Source organism: Streptomyces sp. AC1-42W (assembly GCF_003248355.1).
Lineage (GTDB): Bacteria > Actinomycetota > Actinomycetes > Streptomycetales > Streptomycetaceae > Streptomyces.
Genome location: NZ_QKWY01000001.1, coordinates 3,854,417 through 3,870,021, shown reverse-complemented (window position 1 = coordinate 3,870,021; position 15,605 = coordinate 3,854,417). Strand labels below are relative to the sequence as shown.

Below are 15,605 nucleotides of genomic sequence, written 5' to 3'. Positions count from 1 at the left end.
TTCCGGTCTACAGGTCGCCGAATGCTTCGAGCGGGAACGGTGGTTGTGCCAGCGGCCGTACGGCCATGCGCATGAGGATGAGCTGGTTGTCGTCGGTGCAGATGGGGTTGGAGGTCAGTTCGTCGCAGCGCACGCAACGGTGGATGACCATCCAGTCGCCGGTACGCAGCACGGCGACGGAGATCGGCGACATCCGGCCGTGGCACTCGCTGGGGCCGCCCTCGGCATGGTCGAGGACGTGCTGCGAGTGCAGGCACGACGGGCAGTGGTTGCGCCGTGTGCCGTCGCCACTGACGGCGGACACGGTCAGGCCGCACCACGCGCAGACGAAGGTGCCGGCCAGAACGGTGTTCTGGGCGTGGGAGGAAGTCTTGTCGGAATTGGACACCCGGAGGGCTCCTTGCTGAGAAGTCGGTCATGACAGCAAGAGCAGGCCGAGCGGCCTCGCCGAAGACACACCGCCGTATCCCGCGGCGCGCGGGAATGACGGGCGTGTGGGCAGGTCACAGCATCGGAATGCCGCATCCGGTAGTCGTCCGAGCGGGACGGGTCAGGAGGACGTGGCAGCTGGGGCCGTGCAGCGAGGCGCGCGCGGCGAGGGCCGTGGGCACAAAATTCACTCCCTTGAGGGGCGCAGCAGGCCCGGTGGTCCGACAGAACGCCTCACCGTAGCAATCGCCCTTCGGCGGGCGTCAACCGATTATCGGGCTCGTCACCGCGGTGAACAGCGGAGATGTCCTGGGTCCTGCGCGCGCGCCGTTTCGGCACGGCGCGTTCACGTCCGTGGCCTATCGTGCGCGCGGAACACGGACCCGCCGGTCCGCGCCCGCCGTTGAGGCCGTCGTTGAAGCCTTCGTTGCGGCCGTCGTTGAGGGAGCACCAGGTTGAGCAAGGCATCCAGGCCCGCCCCGAGGGTTCCGGACGAGCTCCAGCGGAGGCTGGGGATGGCGGACGCGGTACTGATCGGGCTGGGTTCGATGATCGGTGCGGGGATCTTCGCCTCGCTGGCGCCGGCGGCGCGCGCGGCCGGTTCCGGTCTGCTGCTCGGCCTCGCGCTGGCCGCGGTCGTGGCCTACTGCAACGCCACTTCCTCCGCCCGGCTCGCGGCGCTCTACCCGGCCTCCGGCGGCACCTACGTGTATGGGCGCGAGCGCTTGGGCGAGTTCTGGGGCTATCTGGCCGGCTGGGCGTTCGTGGTGGGCAAGACGGCCTCCTGCGCGGCCATGGCCCTCACCGTGGGCGCCTACCTCTGGCCCGGCCGGACCCACGCGGTCGCGGTGGCCGCCGTGGTGGTCCTGACGGCGGTCAACTACGCGGGGGTTCAGAAGTCGGCCCTGCTCACCCGGGCCATCGTGACCGTCGTCCTGACGGTCCTCGCCGTCATCGTGGTCGTCTTCCTGACCTCCGGCAGCGTGGAGACGGTGCGTCTGGACGTCGGTGCGGACGTGACGGCGGGCGGGGTGCTCCAGGCGGCCGGGCTGTTGTTCTTCGCGTTCGCCGGTTACGCCCGCATCGCCACCCTCGGCGAAGAGGTGCGCGACCCGGCGCGCACGATCCCGCGCGCCATTCCGATCGCCCTGGGCATCACCGTCGGCGTCTACGCCCTCGTCGCCGTGTCGGTCCTGCTGGTCCTGGGCCCGGACGGCCTCGCCGCGGCCGGAGCGCCGCTGACGGAGGCCGCGCGCGCCGCCGGTGCCGACCTGCTCGTCCCCGTCGTGGGTGCCGGCGCGGCCGTCGCGGCTCTCGGGTCTCTGCTCGCCCTGATCCTCGGTGTCTCCCGCACCACCCTGGCTATGGCCCGGGACCACCATCTCCCCCATGCCCTGGCCGCCGTGCACCCGCGCTTCAAGGTCCCCCACCGTGCCGAACTCGTCGTCGGGGCGGTCGTCGCCGTGGCCGCCGCGACCACGGACATCCGGGGCGTGATCGGGTTCTCGTCCTTCGGCGTCCTCGCCTACTACGCCATCGCCAACGCCTCCGCCTGGACCCTCCGCCCGGCGGAGGGCCGCCCGGCCCGGATCATCCCCGTCGTCGGCCTCGCGGGCTGCCTCGTACTGGCCTTCGCCCTTCCCCTGTCCGCCGTGCTCACGGGCGGCGCCGTCCTGCTCGCCGGGGCCGTCGCGTACCGGGTGCGCCGTGTGCTGACCGGCTCGTCACGGTGGCGCCGCCCTCGCTGAACCGCTGGTGCGTGGTGGATGCGCGCCTCGCGGCAGCGCGAGCGCGGTCTGATTTTCTACGCTTCGGAGTGAATCCCCGGCACGTCGGCCCGCCCGGACGCGGCCGGACCGCTACGAAGATCACGATCCGGTCTGTCGACCTCCGGAAGGATCGTGTGGTGTGTGTTCTCGTCCGCTGGGCGGGCTTCCCTGCCGCGTGCGCCCGTGGACTCCGTGCCGCCGGTCCCCCACTCCCCCGTACTGTGAGGAGCCCCTCGTGGCAAAGATCGCTCTCTTCGGCGCCAACGGCACGATCGGCAGCTGTGTGCTGCGCGAGGCCCTGGACCGCGGCCATCTGGTCACCGCCGTCGTCCGTGACCCCGCCAAGGTCACCGTGTCGCACCCCCATCTGACCGTCGTCCAGGGCGATGTCCTCGACCCGCGGTCCGTGACGGCGGGTCGAGGGGCAGGACGTCGTCGTCAGCGCCGTCGGCGGCGGGGACGGGCCCGGCCACCTCGCCACCATCGAGCCCGCCGCGAAGTCCCTCGTCGCCGGGCTCCGCCCGCTCGGCGCCGACGCCCCACGGCTCATCACGGTCGGCGGGGCCGGGTCACTCCGCACCCCCGACGGCAAGCAGGTCTGGGACGCCGAAGGGCTGCCGGAATTCCTCTTGCAGATCATGCACGCCCACGGTGACGCGCTCGACTACTACCGCACCGTCACCGACATCCGCTGGACCAACCTCAGCCCCGCCGCCACCATCCAGCCCGGCGAACGCACCGGTGACTACCGCACCGGCCTCGATGACCTGGTCACCGACGCCGAGGGCCGGAGCCACATCTCCACCGAGGACTACGCCGTCGCCCTCGTCGACGAGATCGAGAACCCGCAGCACATCCTCGAACGCTTCAACGTCGCCGACTAGGGGGTGGCCGACAGATCCCCGTGACGGAAGGGCCCGCCGGCTTGATTGGCCGAGCGGGCCCCGTGCTGTGCCGAGTGGTTGCCCCGGGCGGGGATTCCTCAGTACTGCAGGTCCTTCTGGTCGGTGATCAGCCGGCCGGCTATGTGCAGGTTGCCGTCGGAGTCGAGCACCGCGATGATCTTCTTCGTCGAGCCGTGGTGGGTCGTGAAGTAGATCTTGTCGGCCTCCTGTGAACTGGAGTAGTTCGTGTTCACCGACAGCTCGATGCTCACCGGGGAGCTGATGAGGACGTCCTTCTTGGGCGACCCCGGATAGACCTGGTTCTGGCGCAGTTGAACGCGCCCGTGCGTCTCTCCCTCTTCCCAGTCCGTCGCCAATCCGAGATCGATGTCAGCCATGTGACTTTCCCCTTCAGATTCGATGGATGAGCCTTCGGCCCGGACCACGACAGCCGCCCGAAACCACCGCAGAACTTATACACAGCGCCCACGGGTCGTGACGCAGAGTCTTTCGGGTGACTGGATTTCTACGCGGAAAGTCCGGAATTGAAGTTCAAGGCACCTAGAAGGGGAGATGACCGAAAATTGCGGTTCAAGGCGGGTCAGGCCTTCTTGACCACGCTGGACTTGAGCTGCATGGAGCCGAATCCGTCGATCTTGCAGTCGATGTCGTGGCCGTCCACGCCGTCGACCAGGCGGATGTTGCGCACCTTCGTTCCGGCCTTGATGCCGGAGGGGCTGCCCTTGACCTTCAGTGTCCTGACCACGGTGACGGTGTCGCCGTCGGCGAGTACGTTGCCGACCGCGTCCCTGATCACCCCGTCGTCGCCGCCGGTGCCTTCGGCCGGCGCGGGCGACCACTCGTGGCCGCACTCCGGGCAGACCAGGAGGGCGCCCATCTCGTAGGTGTACGCGCTGGAGCACTCGGGGCACGGCGGCAGCGGCTGGGTGTCGTCGCTCATGAGGTTGTTGCTTCCTTGCCTTGTTTCTGACGGGCTTCTACAGGGGGAGGGTGATCCAGATGCTCTTGCCCTTGCCGTCCGCGTCGCCGCGGATGACAGCCGTACCGCCCAGCCCCAGGGTCAGTTCCATCACCGTGCCCAGGCCGCCGGTCTCGGTGAGCGAGGAGCGGAGGGCGGGCTGATGGGGGTGTCGGTCGTGGACGCCGAAGGCGAACGTGTGCGCGCCGGCCGCGTAGATGACCGTGAGGTTCGGCGACAGGGCGGCGGCGTGCTGGACGCCGTTGGCCACCAGTTCGGACAGGATCAGCAGGGCAGGATCGACGGCGGGGTGGCCTCGGTTGATGCCCCACTCGGCCAGAACCTGTTCCGTGGTCTCGCGGGCGATGCGGACCGCCGCGCCCATCGTGGGCAGCGTCAGCACATGGCGCAGCGGAAGGGTCTCCAGTCGGGGGTTCACCGGCCCGCCTCCGTACGCTCCAGGCGGAAGCCGCTCACGGTCTGCGGGCGGATGCGGAGCAGGGTGTCGTGCGGGCCGTACGTCCAGCCGGGCAGCGTACGGCGGTAGTGCGCCGCCTCGTCCGGGTCGGTGATGAGCCCGGCCGGGCCGGTGGCGGTGACGTTCCAGCCCTGGCCGCCCGGCGCCCCGACCGTCTGCGCGTGGTACGTGAGCACGGGGCGGCGCTCCAGGGCGGAGGCCTGCGCGGGCGTACGGATGACGAGCTGCCCGTACTCCAGGACGTGCACGGCCGGGCGGAGGACGGGCGTCTCGTGCTGGACGAACACCAGGCTGCCGTGGCCGCAGCCGCCGAGCAGCCACAGTGCTTCGCTTCCGGGTACGTCGATCATGCTGCGGACGGGGTCGTTCATCGGCCGGCCCCTTCGCACACGGGGCCGGCGGACAGCAGCCCCTCCCGGTGGAGGTGGGTGCGGGCCCCGGCGACGGCCTCCGCCGGGGTGGCGTACTCCCGGCCGTCGCGCCGCAGCAGGTCGAGCGCGCCGACCGACTCCAGGGCCCGGCGCTGACCGGGGCGTACGCCGGACACGAGTACGGCGATGCCGCGCCGGTTCAGCTTCTGCACCGCGTCCTTGAGGACCAGGGCCCCGGTGGCGTCCATCGTCGAGACCCGCGACATCCGCAGGATCACGACCCGTACGCCGGACACCTCGGACAGCTCCAGCAGGAAGCGGTGGGCGCCGGCGAAGAACAGCGGGCCGTCGATCCGGTAGGCCACTATGTGCTCGGCCAGCAGGGCGTGTTCCTCGTCGCTGTGCCCGGCGGGCAGGTCCGCGCGGAAGTCGACCCGGTCCATGCGCGCCTGGCCGGCCACCGCCCGCAGCGCCAGCGCCCCGGCCACGGCCAGGCCGATGATGACCGCGTAGACGAGGTCCAGGGCGAGCGTGGCGAGGGCGGTCAGGATGAGCACGGCGGCGTCCGAGCGGGTGGCCCGCGCCATCGCCCGCAGCGCTCCGACCTCCACCATGCGGATCGCGGTGGCCAGCAGCACCCCGGCCAGCGCGGCGAGCGGGATCTTGGAGACGAGGGGCGCGGCGGCGAAGACGATGACGGCCAGCACGGCGGCGTGGGTGAGCGCGGCCAGCCGCGAGCCCGCGCCGGTGCGCACGTTGACGGCGGTCCGGGCGATCGCCGCGGTGGCGGGCACACCGCCGAACAGCGGCGCGGCCAGGTTCGCGATGCCTTGGCCGAACAGTTCCTTGTCCGGGTCGTGCTGCTGGCCCACCGTCATGCCGTCCGCGACGGTCGCCGACAGCAGCGACTCCAGCGCCGCCAGGGCGGCGACCGCGATGGCAGGTGCGAGGAGCGAGCCCAGCGTGGACAGGTCGAGGAAGGCGAGCGAGGGTGCGGGCAGTCCGGAGGGCAACGCGCCGATCGGGGCGGCGTCGTCCAGGTCGAAGAGCTGGGCCGCCGACGTGGCGGCGATCACCGCGAGGATGGAGAACGGGACGGCGGGGCGCAGGCGGGCGCCGATCAGCATGACCGCCGCCACGCCCAGCGCGAGGGTCACGGCCGTCCAGTTGGGGGTGCGGGCGAACTCGCCGGCCGCGTGCCAGGCGGCCACCAGGACCTTGTCGTCCTCCGGTTCGGCCACGCCCAGCGCGTTCGGCACCTGTTGCAGGCCGATGATGCACGCGATGCCCAGGGTGAAGCCCTCGACCACCGGGGCCGGGATGTACTTCATGTATCGGCCGGCCCTCAGCAGCGCCAGGCCGATGAGCAGGAGTCCGGCCATGAGTCCGACCGTCAGAACCCCGCCGGGGCCGTACTGGGCGACGATCGGCACCAGCACCACCGTCATCGCGCCGGTCGGCCCGGAGACCTGGAGGTTGGAGCCGCCGAAGAGGGCGGCGAGCGCGCCCGCCACCACGGCGGTCGCCAGCCCGGCCTCCGCGCCCAGGCCGGAGGAGACGCCGAAGCCCAGCGCGAGCGGCAGTGCCACGATGGCGACGGTGAGTCCGGCGAGCAGGTCGCGGCGCGGGGTGCGGGCCATGACGGCGAAGTCGGCGCGGGCGGGGAGCAGGGCGGAGACCCGGTGCCAGGACCGGGCGACGAACGTATTCACCGCGCGGCGTCCTCGGCTCCCCGCAGTTCCTCCAGGAGCTCGGTCTGGCCGGCCAGCATTTCGGTGAGGATGCGCCGTGCGGCCCGCATCAGATCGGCCACGTCGCCGCCCGCCAGTTTGTAGACCACGGTCGAGCCCTCCCGCGTGGAGACCACGATGCCCGACCGGCGCAGCACCGCCAGCTGCTGGGAGAGCGCCGAGGGTTCCACCTCGATCGCGGTGAGCAGATCGCGTACCGGCATCGGCCCGTCCTGCAGCAGCTCCAGCACGCGGATGCGGACCGGGTGCCCGAGCATCCGGAAGAACTCGGCCTTGGCCTGATACAGCGGAACCGGCACGGTCGCGGTCACTCCTCACCACCCCGGACGCCTGGGGCGTCGCCCGAAGCCGTGCCCGCGGCTACCTACGGACACGGCTAGCACATCATGTAGCGAATTGAAGAATTTTGCAATTCGTGGATTGAGGACACCAAAAAGGGATGAAATTACCGCAGGCCGGGCATTCCGTCGATGACGGAATGCCCGGCCTGCGGTGGTCCGGCCCGCGTGACGCGGAAGGGAATCAGTTGCTCCAGAGGACCGGGTTGTCGCGGTATTCGTCGCCCTCCTCGAACGAGGCGACGTCGATGGGGCCGGTCTTCGTGGCGCTGAGCGAGCAGGTCTCGTACGAGGCGCCCTTGGTGTTGAAGTCGCGGGGGGCCGATTCGCTGTCGCACTTGCCCGGCAGGTCGCCGATCAGGATGACGCCCGTGGGGCCGCCGCCCGCCAGCTTGCCGCGCAGCCTCAGCGACGAGTAGGACAGGTCGGTGCCGCCGACGTTCTCCACCTTCATGCGGATGTAGTAGGGCGTCATGCCCTTCGCCTTGTCACCGAAGGGGGCCATGTCGGCCTCGGCGCCCTTCTCGATGGCCGTGACCGTGACGGCGACGGTGCCCTTCTTGGAGGTGCCGTACTTGAACGGCAGGATCGCGCGCTCGCCGACCTTGAGCTTCGCGCCCGGCGCGGCCACGTCACCGCTGGGCGCGGGGGTGGATTCCTCGCTCGGCTCCGCGGACGGGCTGCTCTCGCTGCTCGGAGAAGCCGAGGCCGAGGCCGGGGCGGAGGCGGAGGGCGATTCCTTCACCGACGCCGAGTCGTCGCCGTCGTTGCAGGCCGTGAGCCCGAGGCTCAGGGCGGTGAGGGCGGCGGCTGCGAAGACTATGCGTCCCTTGTGTGTCATGTTGGCCTAACTCGCGTGGGGCTGTGCTGAGCGACAGCCGGAACGTACGAAAACTGGACGAAGCCCCCGGCCTTGCGACCGAGCGCGTCGGGGAGACCCGGTGACGGTGGTCCGACAACGAGGCGTTCCCCGGCGCCCACCTCAGACTATGGAGTGCGAATGACACAGGATCGTCCCAGGCGGGGCACAGGCACGCGACGGGTCGGGGCGGCCGGGAGCGGTTTCCGCCTTTCCCGCATCAGGGGTCGTCAGGACGTGCGGCCGGCGCTCCGGAGGCGTTGCCACCGGTTCGGGACCAGGAGGGCGGCGGCGAGGGCGTACGGAAGCCCGACCTGGGCGATCGATACGAATCCACCGCTCGGGCCGACGCGGCCGAGCAGCGTCGCGCCGGCGTAGAGCCCGAGTGAGCCGAGGACCAGCACCAGCACCGACCAGCTCAGCCGCCGCGGGGCGGAGCCGCTCAACGGAACCACTCCGTCCACCAGCAGACCGATCAGGTTCAGCAGGCCGAGGACCACGGCCAGCATGACGAGAAGGACCATGAACGCGGCCGCTCCCCCGTCCCATGCGATGCCCAGCAGGACCAGGCCGAGAATCGGCGCCGCGAACGTCATCAGCACCCAGATCAGGAAGAGATGCAGGGCTACGAGTGTCGCTTTGCTCGATTTCATGGCCCCGAGCTTTCCGGTCATGTACAGGATGTGCATGAGTACGCGTACTCAGCGGCGCGGTACCGCGACGGCCGGTGCTCAGCGGCGCCACCACGGTTCGCGTACGTAGAGGCTCTCCTCGCCCGTGCACGCGTCGCCGTTGGTGATCTCGTCGGTGTCCAGGTTCCAGCCGACGATTCCGTTGCCCTTGCGGCTGAGTTCGATGAGACGGTAGCTCGCGGTCTGCGTGCCGGCGGTGACCTGGCACCGGACGATCGAGGTCCAGGCCCGGCCGTCCAGGGCGGCGACGAAGAACAGGACCGGGAGTACGACGGTTGTCAGGACGAGGGCCGCCCACTGCTCCAGGGCCGCCGCCCGGCGCAATGCCGGCGACGGCCGGTAGCGGCGGGCCTCCCGGTGCGATCCCGAGGCGGGCGTACGCCGGTGCCCGGGGTGTGCGTGCGGGTGGCGTCTGCCGGTGCGGTACTCCACCACGACACCCTTGCGCAGCGCGTACGCGGCGAGCGCCGTACCGAGCCCCCACCAGGGGCCGAAGAAGCCGGCGACCACCACTCCCATCGCGGCCGGGCTGACGGCCGTGAGCGCCACCCGCTGGAGCGCACGGAGGAACCCTCCCTGGACGGGAATGGCGCCGCGTGCCGCGAAGAGGGCGAAGACGACGCGGGAGACGACAACGGCCAGTACGGAGGCGAGCAGCGGGTCGGTGAGGACCATGCCGATCAGGACGTCGGGCCAGTTGGCGGGCTCCATGCCGACGAACACGTCACGGGCGGCGGCGCCGCCTCCGACCGTGTACGCGACCTTCGTGACCGGCACCGCGAGGGCCACCGCCACCAGCACCGTGTGCCCGGGACCGCCTCTGCGGTCGGCCGACCGGGCGTCGTGCTCGTCGTCCCGTTCCGTGCCCGTCTCCGCCACGGCGCCTACCCGCGGCCGCGCACGGCGGCTCGTCCCGCCCCGCTGTCGGGGGAGAGTACGGACGGCATGGGCGATCCCCCGCTTCCGGGACGGCTGGGACGACGGCACGGAATCGCCGCGCCTGCGCAGCAGCCTCGCCCCCCGGACCCGGCCGGGCGACCGGCGTTGGGCCGGTTGGTGCAACGCGCGAACGGGTCGATCGGCTCGGGGATACTGGTCGGCCATGGATGAAGTCACAGTCGTCGTCGCTCATTCCGAACGTGCGACGCTGCGTGTCGGGGACGTGTTCCTGAAGGTGGACGCCGACCGGGAACGCATCGACGTCGAGGTCGAGGCGATGGCCCTGGCGCCGGTGCCGACCCCGGAGGTTCTGTGGCGCAGGCCGCCCGTGCTCGCGATCTCCGCGGTGCCGGGAACCACGCTCGGACGGCTCGGTGAGCCGGCGACCGGGTCGCCGGCGGCGTGGCGCGCGGCGGGCGCCGCCATCCGGAAGCTGCACGACGCGCCGCCGCCGTCCTGGACCGGGCGGGCCGGCCGGAGCGTCGACGCGCTGGAGGCGGAACTCGACGCGGAGTGCGGGTTGCTCGTGGCGAACGGCCTGCTGCCCGCCGACCTGGTCGCCCGCAACCGTCAGGTCGCCGCGGCCGCGCTGCGGCCGTGGACACCGGCGTTCACACACGGCGACCTGCAGATCGCGCACGTCTTCTTCGACGGTGACGAGGTCACCGGCATCATCGACTGGTCCGAGGCCGGCCGGGGCGACGCGTTGTACGACCTCGCCACCTTCGCACTCGGTCACGAGGAACACCTCGACGACCTCCTTGCCGGTTACGGCACGGACGTCGATTTGGACGTCATCCGCGCCTGGTGGTCGTTGCGCAGCCTGCTGGCGGTTCGCTGGCTGGTCGAGCACGGCTTCGATCCGTTCGCGCCGGGCTGCGAGGTCGACGTACTCAGGTCCCGGATGTGAGAGCGGATGTGAGAGCGGGCGGCCGCCCGAACCGGCCGCCGGTCCACCGCCCTTGTCCCGTGCGACGATCGGCGTATGACCACGCCTGTGGAGTTTCCGGCCATGTCTGTGCTGGCGGTGCTGCTGGATCGGTCCGTGGTGCAGATCGCGGAGGCCGCGGCGGATGTGCGCCGGTACGACCGGGAGACGATCCACTCTGTCGCGAATGTGTGGGACAACAACCTCTTCCCCCTCTTCTGGGCCGCCCATTCCGCCGACGCCGATGAGCGTGAGCGGCGGGCGCGGACGGTGCTGGAGTGGATGGCGGGATGGGGCGAGCGCCGGCGCGGGTGGATGCGTGAGCAGGCGGGCGTCGCCGGGTACGGGGTGGAGTCGTTGCTGTCCGCCGTGGAGCCGCCGCGGCCGGGCCGCGACTATCTCGGACACGTCATGGCTCCGCTGTACCCGGTGACGAGGCGGACCGTGGACGAGTTGCTGCCCGACTACGATCTGGGGGCAGCCGCTGTTCGCTCTCTTCGGGTGGAGCGGGCGGGAGCGGGTCTGTACGGCTTCCTCGAACTGGCGGTCCCCCGCAGATTCGACGTCGCCGAGGAGGCTCCCGTAAGCCCCGCGCTGCTGAACGTTCGGCTGGATGGTGTCACCGATGTGGTCTTCGACTCCTCCGATGCGCACGGTGTCGCCCTGGGGCCGCTGGTGGACGGCGTCGAGGTGCGCATCGGCGCGGGTGGTCGGCTGCGTGCGGCGAGCGGTGAGTGCCGGTGGGACGACCGGTGCTGGCATCTGTCGGCCGCCGGCCGGCGAGCCGACGCCGTTGTCCCGCCCCGTGACGGCCGGTCGAAGCGGTCGGAGCCGCCGGGCGGGGAGTTGGGAGCCGACGCGCGCGTCGCCGCCCTTCTGCTGCGTGACGCGATATGGGCGATCCGGTCCGTCCGGTACCCCGACCGGGCCGACCGCGTACCCGTGCTCGATCTCTGCCGGGTCTTCGAGGGGGCCGGATCGGCGATCGTGGCCGCGGGGTCCACGCCCGGCGTCCGTGCCAGGGAGGCGACCTTCCGTGACCTCGTACGCGGCTGGGCCGACCGGGGCGGGCCCGGGCTTGCCCGCTGGTGCGCCGCGGTACTTCAGAGGTCGGGCGGTTCGGATCTCATCGACGCTCCGCCGGCTCCCGCAGCCTCGCCTCCGCCGCTCACCGGGGACCGCCCCTCCGATCCACCGGCGCAGGCGGTACTCGTCATGGCGGCCTGGGCGGCTGCCCACTCCGACCCGGCCCGCGACCGACCGGCCACGGCACAGCTCCAACTCGCCCTGCCGCCCCGGCATGAGGCAGGCCCCTCGTCGCCGTGGAGGCTGCGCACCGTCGGCTGCGACGAGCCCGGCGCCTTCCGGCTGCGCTCGGCCGCGTTCGCGGGGCCGGGGGCGCTCAGCCTGACGGGCCGGGCCACGGCCGCCTCCGGTGTCGGCCTGCACGACGGGGCGTTGTTCGTCACTTCCGGCGAGGGCTGGAGTGCGTCGGTGAGCTGATCCGGGCGTACGCCGACAGGAGGACTCCGGGGGCGACACGCCGTCAGGGACTGGGTGCCCGGCGGGCGGCGGGGTGAGATCGGCGCGCGTGCTGACGGAAGCGAGGGCGTCGTGTGAGGTGTGTGCCGGGTTCGGTGGAGCATGTCGTTGTCGTGGGGGCCGGGTTGTCCGGGCTGGCGTGTGCTCTGCACCTGCTGGGCGCGGGCCGCCGGGTCACCCTCGTGGAGCGGGATGCGGGGCCCGGAGGCCGGGCGGGACGGGTGGGGCTCGGCGGGTTCGAGATCGACACCGGGCCCACGGTGCTGACCATGCCCGAGCTGGCCGACGAGGCGTTCGCCGCGGTCGGGGACAGCCTGTACCGCCGCGTCGAGCTGACGGCTCTGAGTCCGGCGTACCGGGCCTGCTTCGCGGACGGGTCCTCGCTCGACGTACACACCGACGGCGAGGCGATGGAAGCGGAGGTGCGGCGGTTCGCCGGGGCGGGGCAGGCTGCCGGCTACCGCGAGCTGCGGCGGTGGCTGGAGCGGGTGTACCGGGCGCAGATGGGCCGCTTCATCGACGCGAACTTCGATTCCCCGCTCGGGTTGCTGTGTCCGGATCTGGCCCGGCTGGCGGCGCTGGGCGGGTTCGGGCGGCTGGATCGCCGGATCGGCCGCTTCCTGTCGGACGAGCGGCTGCGCCGGGTGTTCTCGTTCCAGTCGCTGTACGCGGGCGTGGCCCCGGCGCGGGCGCTCGCGGCGTATGCGGTGATCGCGTACATGGACACGGTGGCGGGCGTCTGGTTCCCGAAGGGCGGCATATACGCCCTGCCGCGTGCCATGGCCGACGCGGCGGCGGACGCGGGTGCCGAGCTGCGCTGGTCGGCCGAGGTAAGTGGGCTGGAGCGGTCGGGTGACCGGGTGCGCGCCGTGCGGCTGGCCTCCGGCGAGCGGCTGGCCTGCGACGCGGTGGTGCTGACCTGTGAACTGCCCGCCGCCCACCGGCTGCTGGGGCGGCGGCCCCGGCGTCCCGTACCGGTCCGGCACTCGCCGTCCGCCGTGGTGCTGCACGCCGGAACGGACCGCACCTGGCCGCAGCTCGCGCACCACACGATCTCGTTCGGCGCCGCGTGGGAGCGGACCTTCGACGAGCTGATGCGCCGGGGCGAGCTGATGAGCGACCCCTCGCTGCTGATCACCCGGCCCACCGCGCACGATCCGTCGCTGGCGCCGCCGGGCCACCATCTGCACTACGTCCTGGCGCCGTGCCCCAACACCGTCACCGGTCCCCCGGCCGCCGCGTGGCGCGATCTCGGTCCGCGCTACCGCGACCGGCTGGTGCGCGAGCTCGAACGCCGGGGGCTGGACGGGTTCGCCGCCGGTGTGCGGCAGGAGCTGCTGGTCACCCCGCTGGACTGGACGGCTCGGGGCCATGCCGCCGGCACCCCCTTCTCGCTCGCCCACTCGTTCGCCCAGACCGGCCCGTTCCGTCCGCGCAATCTCGTGCGGGGAACGGAGAACGTGGTGCTCGCGGGGTGCGGGACCACCCCCGGCGTCGGTGTGCCGACCGTCCTCATCAGCGGCAAGCTGGCCGCCGCGCGCATCACCGGCGGCGGGCAGCGACCCCGTCGGGGACGCCCGCCCTCGGCCGCGCACCGGGAGCCCGTCCTGCTGACCGGGGCGGGTGCCGATGACCCGGCGTGAACTGGACGCGGCCGGGATCACCGATGCGGAGCTGCGCCTCGCCTACGCCCGGTGCCGCCGGCTCAACGCCCGGCACGGGCGCACCTACTTCCTGGCCACCCGGCTGCTGCCGCCCGAGCGGCGCTGCGCCGTGCACGCCCTGTACGGCTTCGCGCGCTGGGCGGACGACATCGTCGACGACCTCGGCCGGCACCGGGTGCCCGAGGAGCGCGACCGGCTGCTGCTCCGGCTGGAGCGCGATCTCGTACGCGGGCTGCGCACCGGCACGGGTGACGAGCCGGTGGTGCGGGCGGTCGCCGACACCGCCGCCCGCTACGGCATCGGGCACGAGTTGTTCGCCGACTTCCTGTCCTCGATACGGGCCGACCTGACCGTCACCGACTACCCCACCTATGCCGACCTGCAGAGATATGTGCACGGTTCGGCCGCGGTGATCGGTCTGCAGATGCTGCCGGTGCTCGGCACGGTGGTGCCGCGGCGGGAGGCCGAACCGCATGCGGCGGCGCTCGGGGTGGCGTTCCAGCTCACCAACTTCGTACGCGATGTGGGCGAGGACCTCGACCGGGGCCGGGTCTACCTGCCCGCCGATCTGCTGGCCTCGCACGGGGTGGACCGGCCGCTGCTGGAGTGGAGCCGGCGCACCGGACGGGCGGACGCGCGCATCCGGGCGGCTCTGGTGGACGCGTCGGAGCTGACGCGGGGTGTGTACCGGACGGCGGAGCCGGGCATCGGCATGCTCGATCCGCGGGTGCGTCCGTGCATCCGCGCCGCGTTCACCCTGTACGGCGGGATTCTCGACGCGGTCGCCGAGCAGGACTACCGGGTGCTGCACCGGCGTGCGGTGGTGTCCGGACGGCGGCGCGCCGTCACCGCCGCCGCCGGGGTGCTGGGTGTGGCGGGGGCCCGGTGGCGTGCGCGGGGCCGACGGCGCGGGCCGGCGGCCGGGCGGAAGGGACGGGTGCGGTGAGCCGGAGGCGCTGGGTATCGCCGGCGCGGCGGCCGTTCTCGCCGGGCTGGACGCCCCCGTTGCGGCTGCGGGGTTCCGGGCCCGGCTGGTCGGCGCAGGCGCCGACGTGGCGCGAGGCGCGGCCGGTGCTGATCGCGCGGACGCTGGAGCGGGCCACCGCGCGCCCGTCCGGCAACTGGTACGTGGTGGGCGCCTCCCGCGCGATGCGCCGAGGTGGGGGCCCGTACGGCAGGACGGTCGGCGGGGTGGAGGTCGTGCTGTGGCGGACGGCGGACGGGGAGTTGCGGGCCGGTCCCGGTGTGTGCCCGCACCTCGGTGCCCCGTTGCGGGAGAGCCGGGTGGTGTGCGGCACGCTGGTGTGCCACTGGCACGGACTGGCCCTGGACGGTGGCCCGTTCGCCGGGTGGCGGCCGTTTCCGGTGTACGACGACGGTGTGCTGGTGTGGGTGCGGCTGGACGGGGTGGGGGGCGAGGACCCCGGTGAGCGGCCGGTGGTGCCGGTGCGGCCCGAGCCGGCGGGGGCGGTGGACGCGGTGTTCACGGCGATGGGGCGGTGCGAGCCGCAGGACGTGGTGGCCAACCGGCTGGACCCGTGGCACGGTTCGTGGTTCCACCCGTACTCGTTCATCGATCTGTCGGTGGTGCGCGAGCCGGACGGCGAGGGCGACGACGCGTTCGCCGTCGATGTGTCCTTCCGGGTGGCGGGGCGGCTGGTGGTGCCGGTGCGGGCCGCGTTCACGGCGCCTGAGCCGCGTACGGTCGTCATGCGCATCACCGATGGTGAGGGGGCGTCGTCCGTGGTGGAGACGCATGCGACTCCGCTGACCGGGCCGGGCCATCCGCGGCCGCGCACGGCCGTGGTCGAGGCGACGATCGCCGCGTCGGACCGGCCGGGCTTCGCGCCGGCCCGGATGGCGGCGCTGCTGCTGCGTCCGCTGATGCGGCGTACGGCGGCCCGGCTGTGGCGGGACGACCTGGCGTACGCCGAACGGCGCTGGGCGCTGCGCAGCACCGGGCGGTTCCCGGGCTGAGCGGG

16 protein-coding genes and 1 pseudogene are annotated in these 15,605 nt (G+C 72.4%); 7 read left to right on the top strand and 10 right to left on the bottom strand.

The window, feature by feature from the left end; all coding sequences use genetic code 11:
* Positions 1–7 precede the first annotated feature (7 nt).
* A complete protein-coding gene (locus tag DNK56_RS17630) occupies positions 8–388 on the bottom strand; it encodes an RNHCP domain-containing protein (RefSeq protein WP_111335147.1) in 381 nt (126 codons plus the stop codon).
* A gap of 556 nt (positions 389–944) precedes the next feature.
* On the opposite strand from DNK56_RS17630, the gene DNK56_RS17625 reads away from it, so the two are divergent.
* Together DNK56_RS17625 and DNK56_RS17620 are read left to right on the top strand one after the other, a co-directional pair.
* The gene (locus tag DNK56_RS17625) at positions 945–2,177 is read left to right on the top strand and encodes an APC family permease (RefSeq protein ID WP_111335145.1); all 1,233 of its coding nucleotides are present in this window, start codon (positions 945–947) and stop codon (positions 2,175–2,177) included.
* A 256-nt stretch (positions 2,178–2,433) separates the two neighbouring features.
* Positions 2,434–3,082, top strand: a pseudogene (locus tag DNK56_RS17620) (NAD(P)-dependent oxidoreductase).
* 98 nt (positions 3,083–3,180) lie between these two features.
* Here the strand turns inward: DNK56_RS17620 and DNK56_RS17615 are convergent.
* The 9 genes from DNK56_RS17615 to DNK56_RS17575 all read right to left on the bottom strand — a co-directional run bounded on the left by DNK56_RS17615 (position 3,181) and on the right by DNK56_RS17575 (position 9,429).
* Positions 3,181–3,480, bottom strand: a complete 300-nt coding sequence (locus DNK56_RS17615; RefSeq protein WP_111335142.1) for a DUF6342 family protein — start codon at positions 3,478–3,480, stop codon at positions 3,181–3,183.
* A gap of 203 nt (positions 3,481–3,683) precedes the next feature.
* Positions 3,684–4,043, bottom strand: a complete 360-nt coding sequence (locus DNK56_RS17610; RefSeq protein ID WP_111335139.1) for a zinc ribbon domain-containing protein YjdM — start codon at positions 4,041–4,043, stop codon at positions 3,684–3,686.
* A gap of 37 nt (positions 4,044–4,080) precedes the next feature.
* Positions 4,081–4,500, bottom strand: a complete 420-nt coding sequence (locus DNK56_RS17605) for an ATP-binding protein (RefSeq protein ID WP_111335137.1) — start codon at positions 4,498–4,500, stop codon at positions 4,081–4,083.
* Entirely contained in the window at positions 4,497–4,910 is a 414-nt protein-coding gene (locus DNK56_RS17600; protein ID WP_241989917.1) for a pyridoxamine 5'-phosphate oxidase family protein, read from the bottom strand. Before DNK56_RS17600 ends, DNK56_RS17605 begins: the two co-directional genes overlap by 4 nt.
* Complete coding sequence (locus DNK56_RS17595) at positions 4,907–6,550, bottom strand: SulP family inorganic anion transporter (RefSeq protein ID WP_446750438.1); 1,644 nt, start codon at positions 6,548–6,550, stop codon at positions 4,907–4,909. The genes DNK56_RS17600 and DNK56_RS17595 overlap by 4 nt, the downstream gene beginning before the upstream one ends.
* Positions 6,551–6,618: 68 nt before the next feature.
* Complete coding sequence (locus DNK56_RS17590; protein WP_111335955.1) at positions 6,619–6,960, bottom strand: ArsR/SmtB family transcription factor; 342 nt, start codon at positions 6,958–6,960, stop codon at positions 6,619–6,621.
* A gap of 223 nt (positions 6,961–7,183) precedes the next feature.
* Entirely contained in the window at positions 7,184–7,840 is a 657-nt protein-coding gene (locus tag DNK56_RS17585) for a hypothetical protein (RefSeq protein ID WP_111335132.1), read from the bottom strand.
* A gap of 248 nt (positions 7,841–8,088) precedes the next feature.
* Positions 8,089–8,511 carry a hypothetical protein gene (locus DNK56_RS17580; protein WP_146610462.1) on the bottom strand — a complete coding sequence of 141 codons (423 nt, stop codon included), beginning with the start codon at positions 8,509–8,511 and terminating at the stop codon, positions 8,089–8,091.
* Between the two features lie 78 nt (positions 8,512–8,589).
* Positions 8,590–9,429 carry a hypothetical protein gene (locus DNK56_RS17575; RefSeq protein ID WP_111335126.1) on the bottom strand — a complete coding sequence of 280 codons (840 nt, stop codon included), beginning with the start codon at positions 9,427–9,429 and terminating at the stop codon, positions 8,590–8,592.
* Positions 9,430–9,652: 223 nt separating this feature from the next.
* Between DNK56_RS17575 and DNK56_RS17570 the strand changes: the two genes are divergently transcribed.
* The 5 genes from DNK56_RS17570 (at position 9,653) to DNK56_RS17550 (ending at position 15,600) form a co-directional block, all read left to right on the top strand.
* Positions 9,653–10,399, top strand: a complete 747-nt coding sequence (locus DNK56_RS17570; protein WP_111335124.1) for a phosphotransferase family protein — start codon at positions 9,653–9,655, stop codon at positions 10,397–10,399.
* A gap of 75 nt (positions 10,400–10,474) precedes the next feature.
* Positions 10,475–11,920, top strand: a complete 1,446-nt coding sequence (locus DNK56_RS17565; RefSeq protein WP_111335121.1) for a hypothetical protein — start codon at positions 10,475–10,477, stop codon at positions 11,918–11,920.
* 113 nt (positions 11,921–12,033) lie between these two features.
* Complete coding sequence (gene crtI / locus DNK56_RS17560; RefSeq protein ID WP_111335119.1) at positions 12,034–13,602, top strand: phytoene desaturase family protein; 1,569 nt, start codon at positions 12,034–12,036, stop codon at positions 13,600–13,602.
* The gene (locus tag DNK56_RS17555) at positions 13,589–14,569 is read left to right on the top strand and encodes a phytoene/squalene synthase family protein (protein ID WP_111335116.1); all 981 of its coding nucleotides are present in this window, start codon (positions 13,589–13,591) and stop codon (positions 14,567–14,569) included. Before crtI ends, DNK56_RS17555 begins: the two co-directional genes overlap by 14 nt.
* Complete coding sequence (locus tag DNK56_RS17550) at positions 14,566–15,600, top strand: DUF5914 domain-containing protein (protein WP_241989916.1); 1,035 nt, start codon at positions 14,566–14,568, stop codon at positions 15,598–15,600. The genes DNK56_RS17555 and DNK56_RS17550 overlap by 4 nt, the downstream gene beginning before the upstream one ends.
* Positions 15,601–15,605 lie beyond the last annotated feature (5 nt).